General features: G+C 40.1%; 15 protein-coding genes and 4 tRNA genes. 6 read left to right on the top strand and 13 right to left on the bottom strand.

Translation table 11 applies throughout. The features are described from left to right. Nucleotides 1-19 precede the first annotated feature (19 nt). From C9J48_RS22015 to C9J48_RS22025, 3 genes are all read left to right on the top strand, one after another. Nucleotides 20-1,024, top strand: coding sequence for an adenosine deaminase (locus C9J48_RS22015; protein ID WP_006230136.1), 1,005 nt, complete (start codon nt 20-22; stop codon nt 1,022-1,024). A gap of 268 nt (nt 1,025-1,292) precedes the next feature. After that, on the top strand, nt 1,293-1,778 hold the full coding sequence (locus C9J48_RS22020; protein WP_006230135.1) for a hypothetical protein: 486 nt from the start codon (nt 1,293-1,295) through the stop codon (nt 1,776-1,778). A 218-nt stretch (nt 1,779-1,996) separates the two neighbouring features. Beyond that, nucleotides 1,997-3,208, top strand: a complete 1,212-nt coding sequence (locus C9J48_RS22025) for a S1 family peptidase (RefSeq protein WP_006230134.1) — start codon at nt 1,997-1,999, stop codon at nt 3,206-3,208. A gap of 103 nt (nt 3,209-3,311) precedes the next feature. On the opposite strand, the gene C9J48_RS22030 is transcribed toward C9J48_RS22025, so the two are convergent. The 7 genes from C9J48_RS22030 to C9J48_RS22060 all read right to left on the bottom strand — a co-directional run bounded on the left by C9J48_RS22030 (nt 3,312) and on the right by C9J48_RS22060 (nt 13,751). Beyond that, the gene (locus tag C9J48_RS22030) at nt 3,312-4,601 is read right to left on the bottom strand and encodes a cytosine deaminase (RefSeq protein WP_006230133.1); all 1,290 of its coding nucleotides are present in this window, start codon (nt 4,599-4,601) and stop codon (nt 3,312-3,314) included. 54 nt (nt 4,602-4,655) lie between these two features. After that, nucleotides 4,656-5,897 carry a cytosine permease gene (gene codB / locus C9J48_RS22035; protein WP_006230132.1) on the bottom strand — a complete coding sequence of 414 codons (1,242 nt, stop codon included), beginning with the start codon at nt 5,895-5,897 and terminating at the stop codon, nt 4,656-4,658. A 744-nt stretch (nt 5,898-6,641) separates the two neighbouring features. Continuing rightward, on the bottom strand, nt 6,642-7,637 hold the full coding sequence (locus C9J48_RS22040) for a lipoyl protein ligase domain-containing protein (RefSeq protein WP_036802731.1): 996 nt from the start codon (nt 7,635-7,637) through the stop codon (nt 6,642-6,644). A gap of 497 nt (nt 7,638-8,134) precedes the next feature. Then, the gene (locus C9J48_RS22045; protein ID WP_242610812.1) at nt 8,135-11,182 is read right to left on the bottom strand and encodes a tetrathionate reductase subunit A; all 3,048 of its coding nucleotides are present in this window, start codon (nt 11,180-11,182) and stop codon (nt 8,135-8,137) included. Between the two features lie 2 nt (nt 11,183-11,184). Next, entirely contained in the window at nt 11,185-11,898 is a 714-nt protein-coding gene (locus C9J48_RS22050; protein ID WP_006230129.1) for a 4Fe-4S dicluster domain-containing protein, read from the bottom strand. A 1-nt stretch (nt 11,899) separates the two neighbouring features. After that, on the bottom strand, nt 11,900-12,676 hold the full coding sequence (locus C9J48_RS22055) for a formate dehydrogenase subunit gamma (protein WP_006230128.1): 777 nt from the start codon (nt 12,674-12,676) through the stop codon (nt 11,900-11,902). A 502-nt stretch (nt 12,677-13,178) separates the two neighbouring features. Further along, nucleotides 13,179-13,751 (bottom strand): TetR/AcrR family transcriptional regulator, encoded by a 573-nt coding sequence (locus tag C9J48_RS22060; protein ID WP_006230127.1) that lies wholly within the window; start codon nt 13,749-13,751, stop codon nt 13,179-13,181. A 253-nt stretch (nt 13,752-14,004) separates the two neighbouring features. Between C9J48_RS22060 and C9J48_RS27995 the strand changes: the two genes are divergently transcribed. Continuing rightward, nucleotides 14,005-14,151: a hypothetical protein gene (locus C9J48_RS27995; RefSeq protein WP_006230126.1), complete on the top strand. Its 147-nt coding sequence runs from the start codon at nt 14,005-14,007 to the stop codon at nt 14,149-14,151. A 47-nt stretch (nt 14,152-14,198) separates the two neighbouring features. Here the strand turns inward: C9J48_RS27995 and C9J48_RS28000 are convergent, their stop codons facing one another. After that, a complete protein-coding gene (locus tag C9J48_RS28000; RefSeq protein ID WP_165481764.1) occupies nt 14,199-14,375 on the bottom strand; it encodes a hypothetical protein in 177 nt (58 codons plus the stop codon). 79 nt (nt 14,376-14,454) lie between these two features. After that, the gene (locus C9J48_RS22065) at nt 14,455-15,036 is read right to left on the bottom strand and encodes a TetR/AcrR family transcriptional regulator (protein WP_036802729.1); all 582 of its coding nucleotides are present in this window, start codon (nt 15,034-15,036) and stop codon (nt 14,455-14,457) included. A gap of 157 nt (nt 15,037-15,193) precedes the next feature. Between C9J48_RS22065 and C9J48_RS22070 the strand changes: the two genes are divergently transcribed. Next, a complete protein-coding gene (locus C9J48_RS22070) occupies nt 15,194-16,246 on the top strand; it encodes an alkene reductase (RefSeq protein WP_036803096.1) in 1,053 nt (350 codons plus the stop codon). A 100-nt stretch (nt 16,247-16,346) separates the two neighbouring features. On the opposite strand, the gene C9J48_RS22075 is transcribed toward C9J48_RS22070, so the two are convergent. The 4 genes from C9J48_RS22075 to C9J48_RS22090 form a co-directional block, all read right to left on the bottom strand. Next, nucleotides 16,347-16,421: transfer RNA gene (locus C9J48_RS22075), tRNA-Gly, on the bottom strand. 48 nt (nt 16,422-16,469) lie between these two features. Further along, nucleotides 16,470-16,554 (bottom strand) — tRNA-Tyr (locus tag C9J48_RS22080). An 18-nt stretch (nt 16,555-16,572) separates the two neighbouring features. After that, nucleotides 16,573-16,648 (bottom strand) — tRNA-Thr (locus tag C9J48_RS22085). Nucleotides 16,649-16,693: 45 nt separating this feature from the next. After that, nucleotides 16,694-16,784: transfer RNA gene (locus C9J48_RS22090), tRNA-Ser, on the bottom strand. A gap of 311 nt (nt 16,785-17,095) precedes the next feature. On the opposite strand from C9J48_RS22090, the gene C9J48_RS22095 reads away from it, so the two are divergent. After that, nucleotides 17,096-18,013: a M14 family metallopeptidase gene (locus C9J48_RS22095; RefSeq protein WP_006230122.1), complete on the top strand. Its 918-nt coding sequence runs from the start codon at nt 17,096-17,098 to the stop codon at nt 18,011-18,013. Nucleotides 18,014-18,200 lie beyond the last annotated feature (187 nt).

The following is an 18,200-nucleotide window of genomic DNA, read 5'->3' on the forward strand; positions in this document are numbered from 1 at the left end:
ATTAGATTAAGAGTATGATATGAAAGACTTTATTAACGGATTACCAAAAGTTGAGCTTCACCTTCATATAGAAGGTTCGCTAGAGCCTGAGCTTATGTTTGAGCTAGCTAAACGTAATCAGGTACAGATTCCCTTTCAATCGCCACAAGAAGTTCACGACGCATACCAATTTCATAATCTTCAATCGTTTCTTGATATCTATTACCAGGGGGCAAACGTATTAATTCATGAACAAGATTTCTTTGATCTTACCTGGGCATATTTACTCCGCTGTAAAGAAGACAACGTTGTACACACCGAAATTTTCTTCGATCCTCAAACTCATACCGATCGTGGTATTGCTTTTAATACTGTCGTGAGCGGAATACACCGTGCCCTTGAGGAGGCTAATAAAATATTGGGTATTTCGAGCCAGTTAATTATGTGCTTCTTACGCCATCTAGACGAAACGGCTGCGTTGGCAACGCTTGAACAAGCTATACCGTATAAAGATAAAATCATCGGTGTGGGTTTGGATTCTTCAGAGCAAGGTCACCCACCAGAGAAATTCGCGAAGGTGTTCCAAAAGGCATTGAATGAAGGGTTCTTGACAGTCGCTCATGCCGGTGAAGAAGGGCCAGCACAGAATATTCACGATGCACTTAGTATGTTGGGCATTACGCGTATTGATCACGGCGTTCGCTGTGTCGAAGATCACGCATTAGTTGCAAAGCTGATTGAAAATCGTACGCCATTAACGGTATGCCCATTATCGAACATTAAGTTAAAAGTATTCGATAAAATGGAACAGCACAATATTGTCGATTTATTGCGCAAAGGTGTGTGTGTAACAATTAACTCTGATGACCCTGCATATTTCGGTGGCTATATGAATGCGAATTTTCATGCGGTGGCAAATTCACATTCAATGACAAAGAATGAGGTTGCACAGTTTACAAGGAACGGTATCGAAGCAAGTTTCATTTCAGACGATGAAAAAGCCCGTTTAGTTGTGCTGGTAGATACATATATGATGAAAGGGTAAGGAAGAGTGTACAGCTATTATCCGAAATAGGGGGTATCTATAGGTGCATCCAAATTTGCATACTAATTAATCAGCAGTCTAAGCTTTTAAATATAAAAACGGATAATGTCCGCATTCAGGTTGATATATAGATGATCTTTTGTAAATACAAAGATACTATCATTTGCTATATCAATAACCTCTCACCTCGTTATTTGAGTTGTGAACGAGTGATGTGAGGAATGTAGAATTTATTTTGAAATACATAATTTAAAGACAAGGGATTTTCATGAAAAAGGCAGTTGTGCTATTGGCGTTATTAGCGCTTGTTGGTTGTGATGAAGACGATGTAAAAGATATTCTAAAGGGTCAAACAAAAGTGTTTGCTGTTTCTGGTGTACAAGTTGAAGGTTCAACGACAGGTTTACCTGATGGTTATTATGAATTAAGCGAGCTTAACGCTGATACAAAAGCCTTACTGCCTAATGATTTTCCTGATGGTATTAAAGCAGATTTAACTAACGCTGGTATCACAGTGCACGCAGAGTCATGCGGTCAAATTGTGGTTGGTGATGAAGGGCTGTGTTTTGAAAGTGGCAATAAAGCCTGTGTACCCGATGAAATTAAGAAAGTGGGTTTAGACGTTTACAAAATTGATTTAGATGACATTAAAACAGCGCAAAATTTAGATTTTTACCCAACCTTAGCGGCTGAATTGGGTGGCCTGTTTGTTCAAATCGATTATGATGATGTTAGTTGCTCTACACTGAACTAACGATTACACATAGTTAAACTTTAAAGCCATATCATAATGATGTGGCTTTTTTGTTTTTATAACTTAACATCAAATGAGAGTGACTTATCTTTCTTATTTGTCGATGTAATACCATCACGCTAAAAAGATGAGGTCAATCGCACTCCAATGTTTCAACTATCTTCGTATTTTTCTGTTTGGGTATACTGCCCAAATTTTTATAAACAAGGAAGTGCGATATGGGCAAGGGAGACTCAGCATGTATCAGAAAAGCATTAAGTGGAAGTCTATTGAGTATGTGCTGCTTGATAGGCACTTTCAGTACTCAAGCAAGTGAGATCACTCCATACGTTGTCGGGGGATCTGATGTACCTGTAGGCGAGCAGAAGTGGATGGCGACAATACGGGTGAGCGAACTTAATGACATGCCAATTTGTGGCGCAACTGTCATTAATGAGAACTGGGTTCTGACTGCTGCGCATTGCGTTGTGATGAGTTCAGGCTCTTCAATTGATGCTGGAAGTTATTTCGTATTAGAGCCTAGTCGAATCAGTATTGTTGCTGGTATTAACGATGTAACCCAAACGGATATTGAACATTTTTATTCAGTTTCACATGTTGTTGTACATCCTGACTACACCCCCTTCGCGTTTCATAATATTAGTTATGAATCAGACGGTACAGAAGTGACAGAATTGGTACATACCGCATTAGACAATGATTTAGCCTTGCTAAGAGTTAATCGTATTTTTAGCGACATAACGCCGATAGAGCTTGCAAATGCTTCGAGTGCAGACGAGATTGATATAAGATTAAATGAACAATGGCAAGAGCATTCTCGACCTAAAAATGCAAAAGTATCCGGATGGGGAGCAACAAACTCCGAAGGGACAGAGCAATCCAATATACTTCAAGAAACAACATTATCTTTTTTACCTATTTACGAATGTTATCAACGTTTAGAAAATGGTAACGATACGCCTTTTATTATTGATACCCCTTTTAATAAAACGAAAATATGCACTTTACCGTCTGAATTATTAGAAGTTGGTGGTTCTGTTGGTAATGATTCTTGTAAAGGTGATAGTGGTGGAGCACTAAGGGCACTAAACAGTAATAATGCGTGGGTTCAGCATGGTATTGTGAGTGGTGCACCAGTTGGTATGCCTGTGTGTGGTTCGATTAACCGTCCAACCTTTTATACCCGAGTGGGTACTTATTTTGATTGGATTCAATCTTATATGGGCTCAGTACCGAACGATTCAATTCAGGAGCCTAATTTTATTAAAGACAGCCGAAAGCAATGCCTTAATGGGGTCGATGCTATTTCACCAAATAATTGTAATTTAATTGAACATGAAGACAATGGTGGGACATCTTCATGGTTAAGTTTGCTGCTGCTATCGTTCATTACAGCTTTTAGACGTAAGGCCACTGTAAAACAGGGTTAAACGCTGAATAAGTAAAAATAGGCATAAAATAAAAGCCACCTTAACTGTTCGGTTGGAAAATCCATACAGTTGGTGGCTTTTTTAGATTAATTAGAAATAAAAATTAGCGACGGAAAGTCACACTCTCAGTTTCTTCTAGATTAATACTTGTTACTGCTGGTTGTGTTTCTGCCAGTATTTTACCATGTCGAATTGAGTAACGAACAGGTACTTGGCGACGAACAGCATCAAAACCATTCTCTGCAGGTAAAATAAGTAAGCTTGCAGCCTTACCTTCATCTATCCCGTAGGTATCAAGAATATTTAATGTACGTGCTGATTTAGTACTAATCAGATCGAGTGAATTATTGATTTGATCGTAGCCCATTACTTGGCACACATGCAGACCCATATGCAAAACTTGCAGCATATTAGCTGTGCCTAGAGGATACCAAGGGTCAAATACATCATCGTGACCAAAACAAACATTAATATCAGCGGCTAGCATTTCTTTAACGCGTGTAATACCACGACGTTTAGGATAATCATCAAAACGCCCCTGAAGGTGAATGTTCACCAATGGGTTAGCCACAAAGTTAATACCAGACATCTTCAATAGGCGGAACAAGCGAGAAGCATAAGCACCATTGTACGAGTGCATCGCCGTTGTATGACTTGCCGTTACCTTATCGCCCATATCAAATTTATGCGCCAATGCAGCAACGGTTTCGACAAAGCGTGATTGTTCGTCATCAATTTCGTCACAATGCACGTCGATCAAACGGTCATATTTACGGGCAAGCTCAAACACATAATGCAGAGATTCAATACCGTATTCACGGGTAAATTCGAAGTGGGGAATTGCACCAATAACATCGGCACCTAGCTTTACTGCTTCTTCCAGTAACTCTTTACCGTTAGGGTAAGAAAGAATACCTTCTTGCGGGAAAGCAACAATTTGAATATCAACCCATTGTTTCATCTCTTCTTTTACTTCAAGCATGGCTTTTAGTGCAATAAGAGTCGGGTCTGAAACATCAATATGCGTACGAACATGTTGTACACCATTGGCAATTTGCCATTTTAGCGTTTGCTTGGCGCGCGTTTTAACATCTTCAATAGAAAGCAATGACTTACGCTCAGACCAGCGCTCGATACCTTCAAATAAAGTACCAGATATATTCCAGCTGGGTTCGCCTGCTGTTTGTGTTGTATCTAAATGGATATGAGGCTCACAGAAAGGCGGCACGGCAAGGCCACCTTCACCATCAACAATGGCACTGTCGGCATTAACGGTTAGCTCGTTATCCATTGATGTGATTGTCTTAAAACGTCCATTTTCAATCAGAATTTGATGCAGGCCTTCCGTGCCTTGTAATGTGATGTTTTTAATTAGCATATTTGAAGATTGCATCTTGTTATCCTTATGCGTTTCTCTGACGTATTATAAATACTTCTGATAATCTATTTAAGCCTGTTCTGGTGCTTTTTCAGCAACACGGTTTAAAAGCGGATTCAGAATAAGGTAGCTAATAGCACCACCTAGAACCGCATTTATAGGTACGATTCCTGGTAAGTAGTGACCCGCAGCAATACCAATTGCCACACCCGCAATAGCAGCCCAGTTTACTGTTGTAAATTCAGCATTCGCAAAATCCTTGTAACGATGACGGTTTTTCAAGAAATCTGCAATGATAATGCCGCCAATCGGTGGAATTGCCGCTGATAGGAATGTTAACCAACCAACAAAGTTATTGTATAACCAAAGTGCACATAGTGTACCGACTACACCATTAATCATGGATAGGTACTTACTTGGCAATCCTGTAATGTTAGAAAAACCTAAACCTGATGCGTAAAGTGCATTGTCATTGGTTGTCCAGATATTCAACCCAAGAACAATGATGGCAGGAATAAGAAGACCTTGTGCAATCATAACTTCTGAAATATCAGACTGGCCCGTTGCAGCAGCGCCAGCAGCACCGAATAAAAACATTAATGAGTTGCCCACAAAGAAAGCAGCCATAGTGACGAAAACTGCGCTTCTTGGTTTCTTGCCAAATCGAACAAAGTCAGCTGTTAATGTACCGGCTGAAATGAATGAGCCTACCACTAAAACTAATGCTGTTGAAAACTCCATCGGTTCTGCTGGTGTAACGGCTCTTAATCCATCGATGCCGCCCACACTATTGACCGCTTCATTGACAGAGTAACCGCCGAGAATAGCGATAGCAGGAACAGCAATTGCTGAAAGTATCATTAAGGCAGAGATGCCGAAGTAAACAGTGGCGGTCATTAGAAGACCAGAAACGAGGATGAGGATGTTGGTGTCAATGCCAGTGGCTTTATGAACGGGGATAGAAAACATTGCGACGCCAACACCAAACCAACCAACTTGTGTGCCGCCGAGAATGAGAGAAGGGAGCCAAGAGCCTTTAGAACCAAAGGAGAATCGAGCGAGAAGGTGAGTAGATAAACCGGATGAAGCGCCAATATAACCGAGACAGGAAGTGTATATACCGAGAATTAAATTACCAATAAGAACAGCGAGGAGGAAATCATCAAAAGAGAGGCCAGTACCGAGTGTCCCACCTGTCCACATACTGGCAGAAAAGAACGTTAATCCCAGCATCACCATGGTAAGCGACGCAACGCCTTTTCTTGCTGAGTTAGGAACCGGACCCAGACTATAGTTATTATCGCTAGCCATTTTATACCTCTGCTAAGTAGCTTTCGTAAATATACCCAATTACGAAAATAAAAATTCAATATTATAGGTGTTGCATATATTGTGAAAATTAAGCGATCACAATATGCATTGTTATTCTTGCTACCTTAATATAGGCAAACGGCGCGTATTGTAGTGGCTAAAATGATGCTGTCAATCTAAGTTTTGTACTTTAGGTGGGCTTTAAGCCTGGTTGTGAATATTAAGTCAATATAAACAATGTATTATGATTTTTATTTTTATTATTGTTTTCCCATGAAAACGTTTGCCTATGCGGATTTAGACTTCGTAAGTTGATTTTCTTATGTCAATATGAGCTTTTAGTGGAATGGAGGTGCTTTTTCAGTTTCTTGCTTAATCATTGCTGAATAAACACTGTTCAAATAGCATAAGTTAAAAAAAGCTGTGCATAAGTTTTTAAATGTTCTAAGAAACAAATAGGATTACATGTTTTGTTTAATAATTATGTTTTTAATACAAAAATAATAAGAAAATGACAAAATAAATAAAGAGGATAACAATAGTTGTAATAGTGTGGGTAACTCTGAGTTATTACGTTATCCACAGAAGTTGTGCATAACTCTGTGGGAAATCCTGCAAGGCTAGAAATGATGCTGGCTCTGACAATGTCAATACATTAAAAGTGAAATGGATATGAAATAATAGGAATCTTGATTTAGTTCAATTATTGGTAATAATGCGTGAAATTACGTCATTTACTTAGACTTATTGCCATTCTTTTTCAAGCCAATTTCCAAATTCTAATAGGGCTTTGTGACTGTCACTGAAATGAATCATTAGCGTTCCCATTACGGATGTGATGGATTTTGTTTGATAAGGGTATCCGATAATTACTTTAGTGAAGTGCGCTAAAATAGGCTCAAATAGAGAGGGTGTTTTAAAGCTAACATACTGGATTGTTCCTTTAATCACAGTGATATCGAGTTCAACTTTTCCCCATGAGAAGTGTCCGATTAACTGGCGGTTAAATTCAGGTGATTGACCATAATTCCAGTCCCAACTTGATATCACATGAAGTTTTTTACCCAGACCTGGAAAGCTAGGAAGCGGGTTGATATTGAGTCTTTGGCCTTTAGTTGAGACATTAAGGTGCTTACAGCATGCATTCATTAATGCTTGCTCTATGGTTTCATGATTAATAAACGGTTTTGAGTTTGATAAATTGCCATATTTTTGTAGCAGCCTATACGGATCTGATTCTTCATATTGTCTATTAGTGAAAGACTCAACCACAGAGATATCGGTGTTTACACGAATAGTGCAATGTTGAAGGAACTTACTATCTACAATTGTATTAACACTATTTGATATTTTCTTTTCTGAAATAATGATTTCGTTATTATGGTTGACTCGACCTATTAAATTTAATTGCTCAAGAAATAATTTGAGTATTGTATTTACGGTGGTTGAGTTAATTGCTAATTGATCACCCATGATGGAAAAATTTGAGTGGCCTGGATCTTGGTATACGGCACCCCCATAAGTTTGTCGTCGAACAATACTTAAGTTGTTCTTATGTACGTTTTGAGTATTACAAACGAGCCATGGATTTTGATCTTTGCCTATATTGATTGATGGGCGATTTCGCCATATCAGTAAAATAGCTTGATTTTTTTTGAGAGAATTAAACAATACATCTTCAACCGCTTGGTTAAACCAAGGATTGGTCGATAATGATAGGTAAGTCTTCAATTCCATCATCGGTGCCCAAAAATCAATACAGTGAAGGGATTGTACGCATTGGTGTGTATGTTTTAAACATATTTTTGATAAATAAATTAAATGGTTATGTGCGGTGTTTTTTTTAGATTACGCCTTTAGTGTCTGAAAATAAAGACGGTGAAATAGCTCAGACCCGAATGAATGTTGTAAAAGGCTATCCACCCATACTAACGAAACCAAGGGGCTGAAGATCACTTCTATGTAGTTTACTCTTTTGCACAACGCTGAGTACTTAGTTGGTTCCTCTCTACACAACCCGAAGAGTGTCGTAGTTAGCAACATTTAAAGAGTAGCCACCTGTAACCCCTGTAGAACAAATTGGTTGTGTAGGGAATTAGACTAACTCAATAGATTTAGCAATGATAAAGGCTCGCAGATTTTGCGAGCCTTTCTTATTATGAACTAAAACTAAAACTAAAACTAAAACTAAAACTAAGACAAAAAATTAGTCCATGAATTTATTGTGATTTATTAAGTTACACCTTCTCGATTTTCATCGGGATACCATGGCGAGCGGTAGAGCCAAAGGTCACGTCGCGATACAAACTGGCGCCTTTTCGGGTTGGGTCTACGGCGTTAAAGGCATTCACCGCCATACCCCCCTTCCTTTCAGGAATCCCCGTAAGGGTTTTACCATCAATAGTGATATCGCTCGCGCCAAAAGCGGTATGGCCATATCCAAGTGGCACTGCGATACAGCCTTTCGCGACGGTAGTATCTGCCTGAACGATACCCTCAATTGCGGCACCTTTGGGTGTGGCTATTCGTGCTTTGTCACCCGTCTTCAATCCATATTTTTTCGCATCGTTTTCATTCATCTGAATAAAGTTTGACTCACCGAGGGCTGTGATGCTCTTGAGTGTCACGGAATACGGGCTGCGCAGCTGATGCTTGAACGTCGAGAAGTAGAATGGATACTCATTTTCGCTCCAGAGATCGCGGATGGCGGTGCCGTCCCAGAACCTTTGCTTGTCAAATACTGGCAAGCCATCAAGGTATTCACCTGAATGGAAGTTGGTGATGTGTGCTAGACCTTCATTGTATATTTGGAATTGAGCATCCCATCTCATCATTTCATTGAAGAATTCACCTTCATATCGACTTTCTACCGTAAGGTAACGACCACCCCGTGTGAATAAGAACATGGTTGGTCCAATTTCTTCTGCCTTTAATCGTTCTTTTAACTGAGGATAAATGCGATCTACACTGGTGAATTTAATGTCTTCTTCTGTTGGAGTAGGCAGTACTTCGTCACTGTGTGCCAGATTAGCTAATACAGGGATATAGTAGTCTTCTGGCGTGTTGATCGCTTTTGCGTTACCTGTTGTATCTTTGAAAGCATTTTCACCAAAGCCATTCAGTTTGATTTGTTTCGCAACATCGATTAGGAATTGCTCCATACACACTCGGTTGCCCTCGGTATTGAGCGGTGTTTTAGGAGTAATAATAGGGAAGGACACAACATCACCCATTAACTCACTTCCCCATTGACGAGAGGCTCCCCATTGCTCGTATTGAGCCAGATCCGGAACGAAATAATCCGCGTAGATATTGGTTTCATTAAAGTAAGGGTCAGATGCGATGATCAATCCTAGTTGTTTAGGATCTTTGATAGATGCTTCTACTTGGTCTTTTAAGCCTGAGCAGGCATAAAGAGGGTTGTTTGCCCATGCAATCCAAGCCTTAAACTTAAATGGATTACCGTTTGCATGGGCTACGAGTAGCTCTCCTGCGTTGTCCTGAATGAAGGTTTCATTCCATGGCATATCAGATGGGTACGGGTTGATTCCATTTTTGATTTTTTCTTTAAATTCATTACTTTGACGATAGTCACCCGAACGTTCAGCATTAAAGCCACTAAGATGTGCATGTTCAAAGGCCATCATATCGTAGAGAGGTGAGGTGTTCTCAAAACCCATACTGCCAGTGTGTAGCATGCCGCCCTTGGCATTATGTGCTCCCACGAGGGTGGCGAGTATGATCATGGCAAAAGCAAATTGACTACCATCGCTGGCGTTACAACCGGTATTGGTTTCGATAGATACGCGACGACCGTGCGAAGTGAACTCTTTAGCAAGCTCTATGATCTTAGCTTCAGGTACCTGACATTCGGCGGCGTAATCGGCCATAGAATGTTCATTGACGCGTTTTGCCAATAGCGAGAAGGCGGTTTCAACCTTGATTGCCTGACCATCTTCCGTCGTTACTTTTCCACTGAACTTGATGTTACAAGGCTCTGAACTGTCTGACGTTGTTAGCTGTTGGCTTTTGGCATCTATCACCATTTTTGTATCAGTATCGCCTCTGCCACAGGCTGCGGCAGTCAAGAATTTACGATATAGAGGGTGTTTTTTATCGGTGACGACCAGATATGGTGCGTTGGTATAGTTGATTTCACTAATCTTGTAAGCACCTTCTTGGCTACATGAAGCTAGATAGGATTTATTATATCGCTCGTTGTTAATGATGTACTGCATCATTGCGTGCATTAAGGCGGTATCACCGCTGGAGCGAATAGGTATCCACTCACAATTTTCTGGTGTTGATGAGTTAGTGAGTGAACGTAGAATCGGATCAATTACTACATATTTGAAGTTAGGATTTTGTGTTCGAGCATCAGCCAAACGCTTAGAAGCCGAGTTTAGGCTGATTCCGCTAAGTCCGGGATTAGTACCAATGAAAATAGCAAATTCACAGTGCTCAAAATCCGTTGTGGGCAGTGCACCGCTGTTGGCCCCGTCTTCTACACCAAGTGCACATCCTGCGACTTGCTGGTGGCCACAATATGAGTCTTTGTTACCTATGTTTGGTGTACCCCAAGACGCTTCAGAGAAGCGCTTGTAAAATCCCCAGCGGGCTGGATCTTCTGAGCAACCTGTCATTAGCAGCTGGTTTTTTTTCGGTCCAAAGTCTGGATAGGCTGGATTGGCGACTGTTTTATCATCGTAGATGTCAGATAGACCTTCAACATGACCTTCACCAAATAGATTGCCACCCTCAACGACTTCCTTAATTAGTTGTTCATAGGAGATAGACTGCCAGTGATTTTCGCCTCGTTTACCTATGCGCTTCAGGCATTGAGTTACGCGGCGTGAATCGGTAATGGCATCGGGGACTGCGTTACCTCTGCCACAAAGCGTTGCTCGGTTCTCATTTCCCTGTTCACCAACGAGCTGTAACATCGCCTCTTGAGGGGATACATCCATTGCAACAGGATTTCCTGATTGGGTGGATAGAGCGTATGGGTTACCACAGACACGCAGGATTTTATCGGTATTATTGTCGATGCGAATACGTGCACCACAAACGTTGTAGCAACCAAAACACTTAGTAAAAGCAAAGCGTTGGTTTGGGTTATTAGTGAGCTTGTTGTCGGGACCCAGAATAAATTCCGGTTCGGCGCTTAATGGTGCATAACGGCTGATATCCTGATTACTCTCGCCAGCAGTTGCTTTAGAAATGCCAGCCATTCCGCCAGTGATTGTTGTTGCGGCGCCCATTTTTAAAAATTGTCTACGATCCATAATTAACGCTGCCATGTAAGTGCTGAATTTAGGTTATACGGCTGATCACTTTCTGTATCCGTTAAGCCAATGTAATAAACGTTAGGCTGGGTGTTCTTGTCTGACTGAAGAACTAACGCTTCATGCTTCTTGAGCAATTTGGAAACGTCACTATCGGGATCTTTCAGATCACCAAAGACACGAGCACCTCCGGTACAGGTTTCTACGCAGGCAGGAAGGAAGCCTTTTGAGGTGCGCTGAATGCAGAAATTACACTTGTCTACAGTGCCTGTTTTACTGTTGGTGAAACGCACGCCGTCATAAGGGCAGGTGTAAACGCAGAAATTGCAGTCGATACAGCCAGTGGAATCAACCACCACAATTCCATCTTCTTTGCGTTTAAATGTGGCTCCAGTCGGACATACTTTGGTACATACTGGGTTGTCGCATTGATTGCAAAGTAGGGGAAGATTAAGCACATACTCTTTGCCATTAATCTCAGTACTGCTTTGAAGTACTTGGGTTCTGTGCTCATCAGGTTCGTTACCATTCTCATGACCGCAGGCAGTGACGCAGGCTTTACAGCCGTTGCAGCGGCGCAGGTCGATCACCATCGCCAGCTTCTTGTTTTCTTGTTCTGAGTTGCTGGCTACTACTGATGCAATGACGGGAGAGGCCGATACCAGTGATACGGTAGTACCGCCAGCGAGCAGCTTAATCGCTTTACGTCTATCCATTTCATTTCGCCTTATTTTTATTTAATGTTTTGTACCAGCGATTATGGTGCTGTTTTGCCCAGTTCTCATCGCACTTCCCAGAGGTCATATTACTTAAACCGCCTTCAGAAATAACGGTTGCCATAAATATATGAACAATGGCGAAAGCGCCGATAGCCATAGCAGAGATAATATGAAGGGAAATAATAGCAGGTGCATATTCATGAGATGGAGCGAACTCTGGAAAATAGAGCATAAGACCAGTAGAAGAAAGAATTATAAAGTTTATTGTAAATACCCAAAACCAGAGTTTTTCACCACCATTAGCAAAACCAGCTTCAGGATGCTGGTTTTTACCAAAATTAATATAACCACCGGCTTTTATAAACCAGTCAATATCGTACTTTCTAAATAATTGTTTTTTCCACCACGTGGTAATCATGATGAAAGCACCAATCATAAATGGGAATACGGCTAATTCATGTAATGTTGCCGAGAGCTTAACGGCTGCTGCCCAAATACTACCGCCCGGTTCGAAGATTACTTTGCCCGCACCAATTATGATACCCGTGAAAATTAATATTATACAAGGTATTGCACCGAACCAATGTATAATTACGCTGCGAGTTGACCAGCGTTGAATAAGCTTGCCGCTAAAGCCGTCGTCTAGCTTGGACGTTCCATTGACTAAGACAAAAAGCCCCATAATCAGTGCAACGCCCACGACACTTCCGACTAATAACCACGACGATATCAATTGGTTAGATAATAAATCTAACCATATAGAAGATTGTTCCATTTTAAACCTTCACTTTTATTGTTTTATTATGAAAATAGCTATTGATAGTATTTTTAAATGTTTTTTATTAGTCCAGCTCTCCATTTCTTATGGGAGATTGTCATTTTAAGGTTACTTTTAATATATTTACATTCAAAGCAATCAATATTTATAAATAGCAAATTACTAAGGGTAACTTACCATGACGAGGATGTTACCATTGGTAACTTATGTAAAGTGTGATTTTTATTGTATTTTTCGATAAGGGATAATTGATCGTGATTAGTTGATTGAATTATTCGTTATTCTTTGATTAAAATCATGGGGACGTTAAGGTTATAGTTATTTTGTTGTAATTTTAGTTTTCATTATCGCGGTTTGCCAAATTTTATAGTAAGCCTCTTTAACTGCAGGGAATAGTGCTAGTGAGCGTAACGGTGGATGGGGGCAAGCCCCACATATAATAACAATGGTGCGAATCTTATTAAGTTCGCTGGAGTAACAATATCTGTATTTTAACATCCTATTTAAGAATGATGTGGTAAACCTCTTCCTTCAAGTAAGCTAACGCGATATTTCTTGGTATGTGGCCAGAGATGGCTGCTTCACCAACAGACTCTATGACTCCATAAATTGTGATGAGCTTTAAATGATTTTGGTGGTTATCAGCAGAAATTGGTAGCTGAAAGATATCGGCATATGCATCCACAAAGAAATCTTGAATGTTTTTAGAGAGAGCTGCATTGTTTGGATAGCATTTTAGTGCAGCAATTGTAAGCCCATAAATTTTTGAGTTTTCCAACATACAATTAAAATATGACTCACAAAAAATGGATACAGTATCTGTGATTGATTGACTACTTGATTGTTTGGCTATTTGTATTGACTCAATTAAGCGATTATCAATATCTTGATAGATCTGCTTTAGTAAATTTTCTTTGTTTTCAAAATGGTTATAAGCAATAGGTTTTGTTACTCCAGCTTGCTCTGCAACAGTTGCTAGCGTCAATGCTTCTGCGCCACGCTCTTTTATAATGGAAACAGCGGTTGATAATAACTGCTCTCTTCTTGCATCTTTTTCCATGCGTTTTGACATGCTATACCCTAAAAATCGCTGAAACCTATCACTACTATAGATCAAGAATTTATAATTCTATATGACATTTAATGTGATTCAGTAAGTGATAGTAACTTACTGATAATTATTATACTTTCCGTAGTCAATGCATACAAGTATGTTAAATTTCAAGTAAACGCTATTGTCGAAAACTGGAATGGTAGGTTACGGTATGCGGCATTACTTACTACTTCGAACTTTATAATTATCGATTGTTTAGAATGAAAATCAGGTGAAGAAGCCAAGCTTTGCAGGCGTGAAACTGTGGTCAATGATTAAAAATGGACTGTTCGACAATCCAAAATATTTATCTGTTTGGGATGAATTCGACGCATGGTTAGCCTTATTGTGTTTGGAAGTCATTACGCCTGAACATTAATTATAACTTTGTGAAAACCCGATTGTGCGGCTCTGGTTTTATTATAGTTATATTCCCCATTCCTTTTCCCATTCCTGCTGTGCTTTAATTTCTTCAATACGATTACGGGCACTTACTTTTGTCTTTTTGTCTGGGGGAGTTTCTTTATTTATTTTTGTTGCTGGTTTCTTCTTCGGTTTAGCATTGATTGCAAGATCGTTTGCTTGTGGGGTGGGTTTCATCATATTTCTCCTGTGGTTTTTTTCCTATAATCTTAATATGGCTTTCTAATCGTAAGGTATTGGTTTTTAAGTAATGAATCCGCTAGCGACACACATCTTGATAAAGCTGCTCGGCGAGCTTCTTTATGGTATTACCTTCAGGGTGAGTATGGGCGAATGTTCTTAAACCATATATACCCATCATTAGATAAAGTGCGCGTGCATCGGCGTTGCGTTCGCTGATAATTTCTTTTTGATCAATTGCCTTTTGCAACACTTGAGTAATTGCTTGCTGCCAGTTAGCTAGATGAAGCGTGATAATGTCATGTACTTCTTCATCTTGTTCAGCGACTTCATTGAGTGCCTTAGTCAGTAAACAAGCCCGAGAGGCATCACAGCTCTGACATTCTAAAACGATATTATCAAGATAGGATCTAAGCTCAATAAGTACTGGGCTTTGACCTGAAAAAAAATCAGTGAACTCAGCATTTCTATCTTGATGGTACTGGTCTAGTGCTGCTAAGAGGAGGCCACGCTTATTTTCGAACGCACAATAGATAGAGCCTGGGTGTAACCCCGTGGCTTTTTTCAGATCTTGCATACTGGTTTTACCGTAACCTTTATCCATAAAGGAGGTCATAGCAGATCTAAGTACCTGTTCTCTATTAAATTCTGCAACTCGCATGGCTAGTTAGTAACTCTTGTTGGGACTCTTTATATCTGAGTAATATTGTACAAGTGAAGTTCATTGTAACCAATTTTGAACGTATATTCAAAAAAGCTCTTGAATGAGCATTCAAAAAAGCATATCTTGAATGCTCATTCAAGAAACAGAGGTTGCTATGACAGCTAACTTATTTCAAATTTATGCTCTTAATAAGACTTTATCTTTAAAAAATCGCATTCTCATGGCACCGCTGACTCGTTGTATGGCAGATGATGAATTAATACCGACCCAAGATATGGCTGATTACTATGGTCGTCGAGGCGAGGCGGGGTTAATCATTTCAGAAGCAGTGGTCATTCGCCCTGACGGTCAAGGTTATCCTAATACCCCAGGTTTATTTACTCCGGCACAAATTGACGGCTGGAGAACAGTAACTAATGCAGTACATCAAAACGGTGGCAAAATTTTTGCACAGCTTTGGCATACTGGTCGTGTAGCACACCCACACTTTTATCAAGCAACAGGCAATCAAGATGTCATGGCACCTTCTGCAGTAGGTGTTGAAGGAAGTGTACCTAGAATGCGCGAGCTGACTTACCAAACACCAAAGGCTGTAACGCTTAAGGAGATTGCTCAATTAGTTAGTGATTATTCTCAAGCTGCGGCTAATGCTATTGACGCAGGTTTTGATGGTGTTGAAATCCACGGTGCAAACGGTTATTTAATTGATCAATTCTTACATCACGACAGTAACCGCCGAAGTGATGAATATGGGCTGACTCCTGAAAATATGTCGCGTTTCGCACTTGAAGTGGTTGATGCCATAGTTGCTCGTATCGGCAATGACAGAACGGCGTTACGTGTATCACCTGGTGCGTATTTCAATATGAAAGGTGACAGCCGTGACCGTGATGTTTTCGATTACCTTGTTCCTGAGCTAGAGAAACGTGATTTAGCTTTTCTACATATTGGCATTTTCGATGATGCTATGGAGTTTGACTATTTAGGGGGTCGAGCTTCAAGTTATGTTCGCAGCATTTATAGCAAGACGTTAGTGGGTGTCGGCAGTTTTACTGCTGAAACAGGTAGTAAAGCAATTTCGGATGATAAATTTGATCTGCTTGCGATTGGTCGACCATTTATTGCCAACCCTGATTATGTAGAGCGTGTTCGTGATGGGAAAGAATTAGTTGAATATTCAGATGAGATGTTGACGAGTCTTATATAATCCTGAGTATTAGTTTGTTGTTGGTAGCGATAAAGAAAAATAGGGTTCTGATAAGGTCAGATACAAAAAAAGCCGCTCAGTGAGCGGCTTCGTTGTTGTTTGGAGCGTGCAGCGGGAATCGAACCCGCATCATCAGCTTGGAAGGCTGAGGTAATAGCCATTATACGATGCACGCAATTTGTGACTTAAAAGCGTATCGCTTACAAAGTAACAAAGTTGTAGATGGTGGAGGGGGAAGGATTCGAACCTTCGAAGGCAGAGCCGTCAGATTTACAATCTGATCCCTTTGGCCACTCGGGAACCCCTCCAGGGGGATTGCTAATAAATGGTGCCGACTACCGGAGTCGAACTGGTGACCTACTGATTACAAGTCAGTTGCTCTACCTACTGAGCTAAGTCGGCACACTTTATTCAGTTTGTATTCACGCTTACGCCTAAATACTAATATGGCGGAGAGATAGGGATTTGAACCCTAGAAGGGCTATAAACCCTTGCCGGTTTTCAAGACCGGTGCTTTCGACCACTCAGCCATCTCTCCTGATGCGAAGAATAATAGTGAATACAGATTGTGTTGTAAACCCCTTACATTTCTAACCGGCTAATATGTAAACCATTTGGAGGTATTCGCAATTAAATCGCTCTGATTTGGTCAATTTATTTTAGTTAAGATTAAATAAGTATTCGTAAAGGATAAATTTTAAGTGATAGGTTGGGTGTTTTAGGCCTTTATACCAAGCATTTTGAGGTATATATGAGTGTTTTTGTCATTTTATTAAAGCAATTGCCTAAAACGACAAGGATGTTTATGCTCTTTAGCTGTTGTAAAAACGATTATAAAAAGGAAAAACAATGACTGGCTTAGTATATCCGATTGGTACTCCTGGAAAAAAATGGGAAGCAGAAGAAAAAGCGGCTTGGTTAGCAAACCAGACGATAGAGCGTTCTTACCTTGAGGAAGTGGTTACTAAACTTGAGCCCCTTAAAAAAAACTTAGAGCTGGTTCAATACGGTGCGCTTTCTTACGATGTCGAAAAATATCCACTTTATGCTGTTAAATCATTAGAGTGGGATCTGACTAAGCCGACAATTTTAGTCACAGGTGGCGTGCATGGCTATGAGACAAGCGGCGTACACGGTGCAATTAAATTTCTAGAAACTGAAGTACAGAACTACAGCGACACATTTAATATTGTTGTTGCACCGTGTGTTAGCCCTTGGGGTTACGAAATTATTAATCGATGGAATCCAAACACTATCGATCCTAATCGTTCGTTTTATAAAGATAGCCCTTCAGAAGAATCGGCTGCTTTAATGCAATTTGTAGCCTCACTTGATGTAAGTATTATGGCGCATATTGATTTACATGAAACGACTGATTCTGATGAGTCTGAATTTAGGCCTGCATTGGCTGCTCGTAATGGTATTGAGTATGACGCAGACATTATTCCTGATGGTTTTTATTTAGTGGGTGATGCTGAAAACCCAATGGATGCATTTCAAAAAGCCATTATTGAATCAGTAAGAAAAGTGACTCATATTGCTCCTGCAGATGCAGATGGCAACATCATTGGCGAGCCTATAACGCAAGAGGGTGTTATTAACTACGCAACCAAAGCGTTAGGGCTGTGTAGTGGTTTTACTGATTGTACGTATGCGACAACGACTGAAGTTTACCCTGATAGCCCGCTGGTTAATGATGATGAGTGTAATAACGCACAAGTTGCTGCGATAACGGGTGCGCTTAATTACATTAAAAGTGTAATGTAGCTACGTTATCGTTATCTCGTTTATTCTGAATCTACAAAGGTCGCAAATAGCGGCTTTTTTTATAAGTAAATAAACGTGATGTTATTTTAAAAGTAAAGTATTAACTTGTTTATAAACAGAGTATTGGGTTCATTCTATATAACTAGCATTTGTTTCATTTAAATGTCATAAAAAGCGCATATATTCC

The sequence above is a fragment of the Photobacterium profundum genome, from assembly GCF_003026285.1.
Taxonomy (GTDB): Bacteria; Pseudomonadota; Gammaproteobacteria; order Enterobacterales; family Vibrionaceae; genus Photobacterium; species Photobacterium profundum.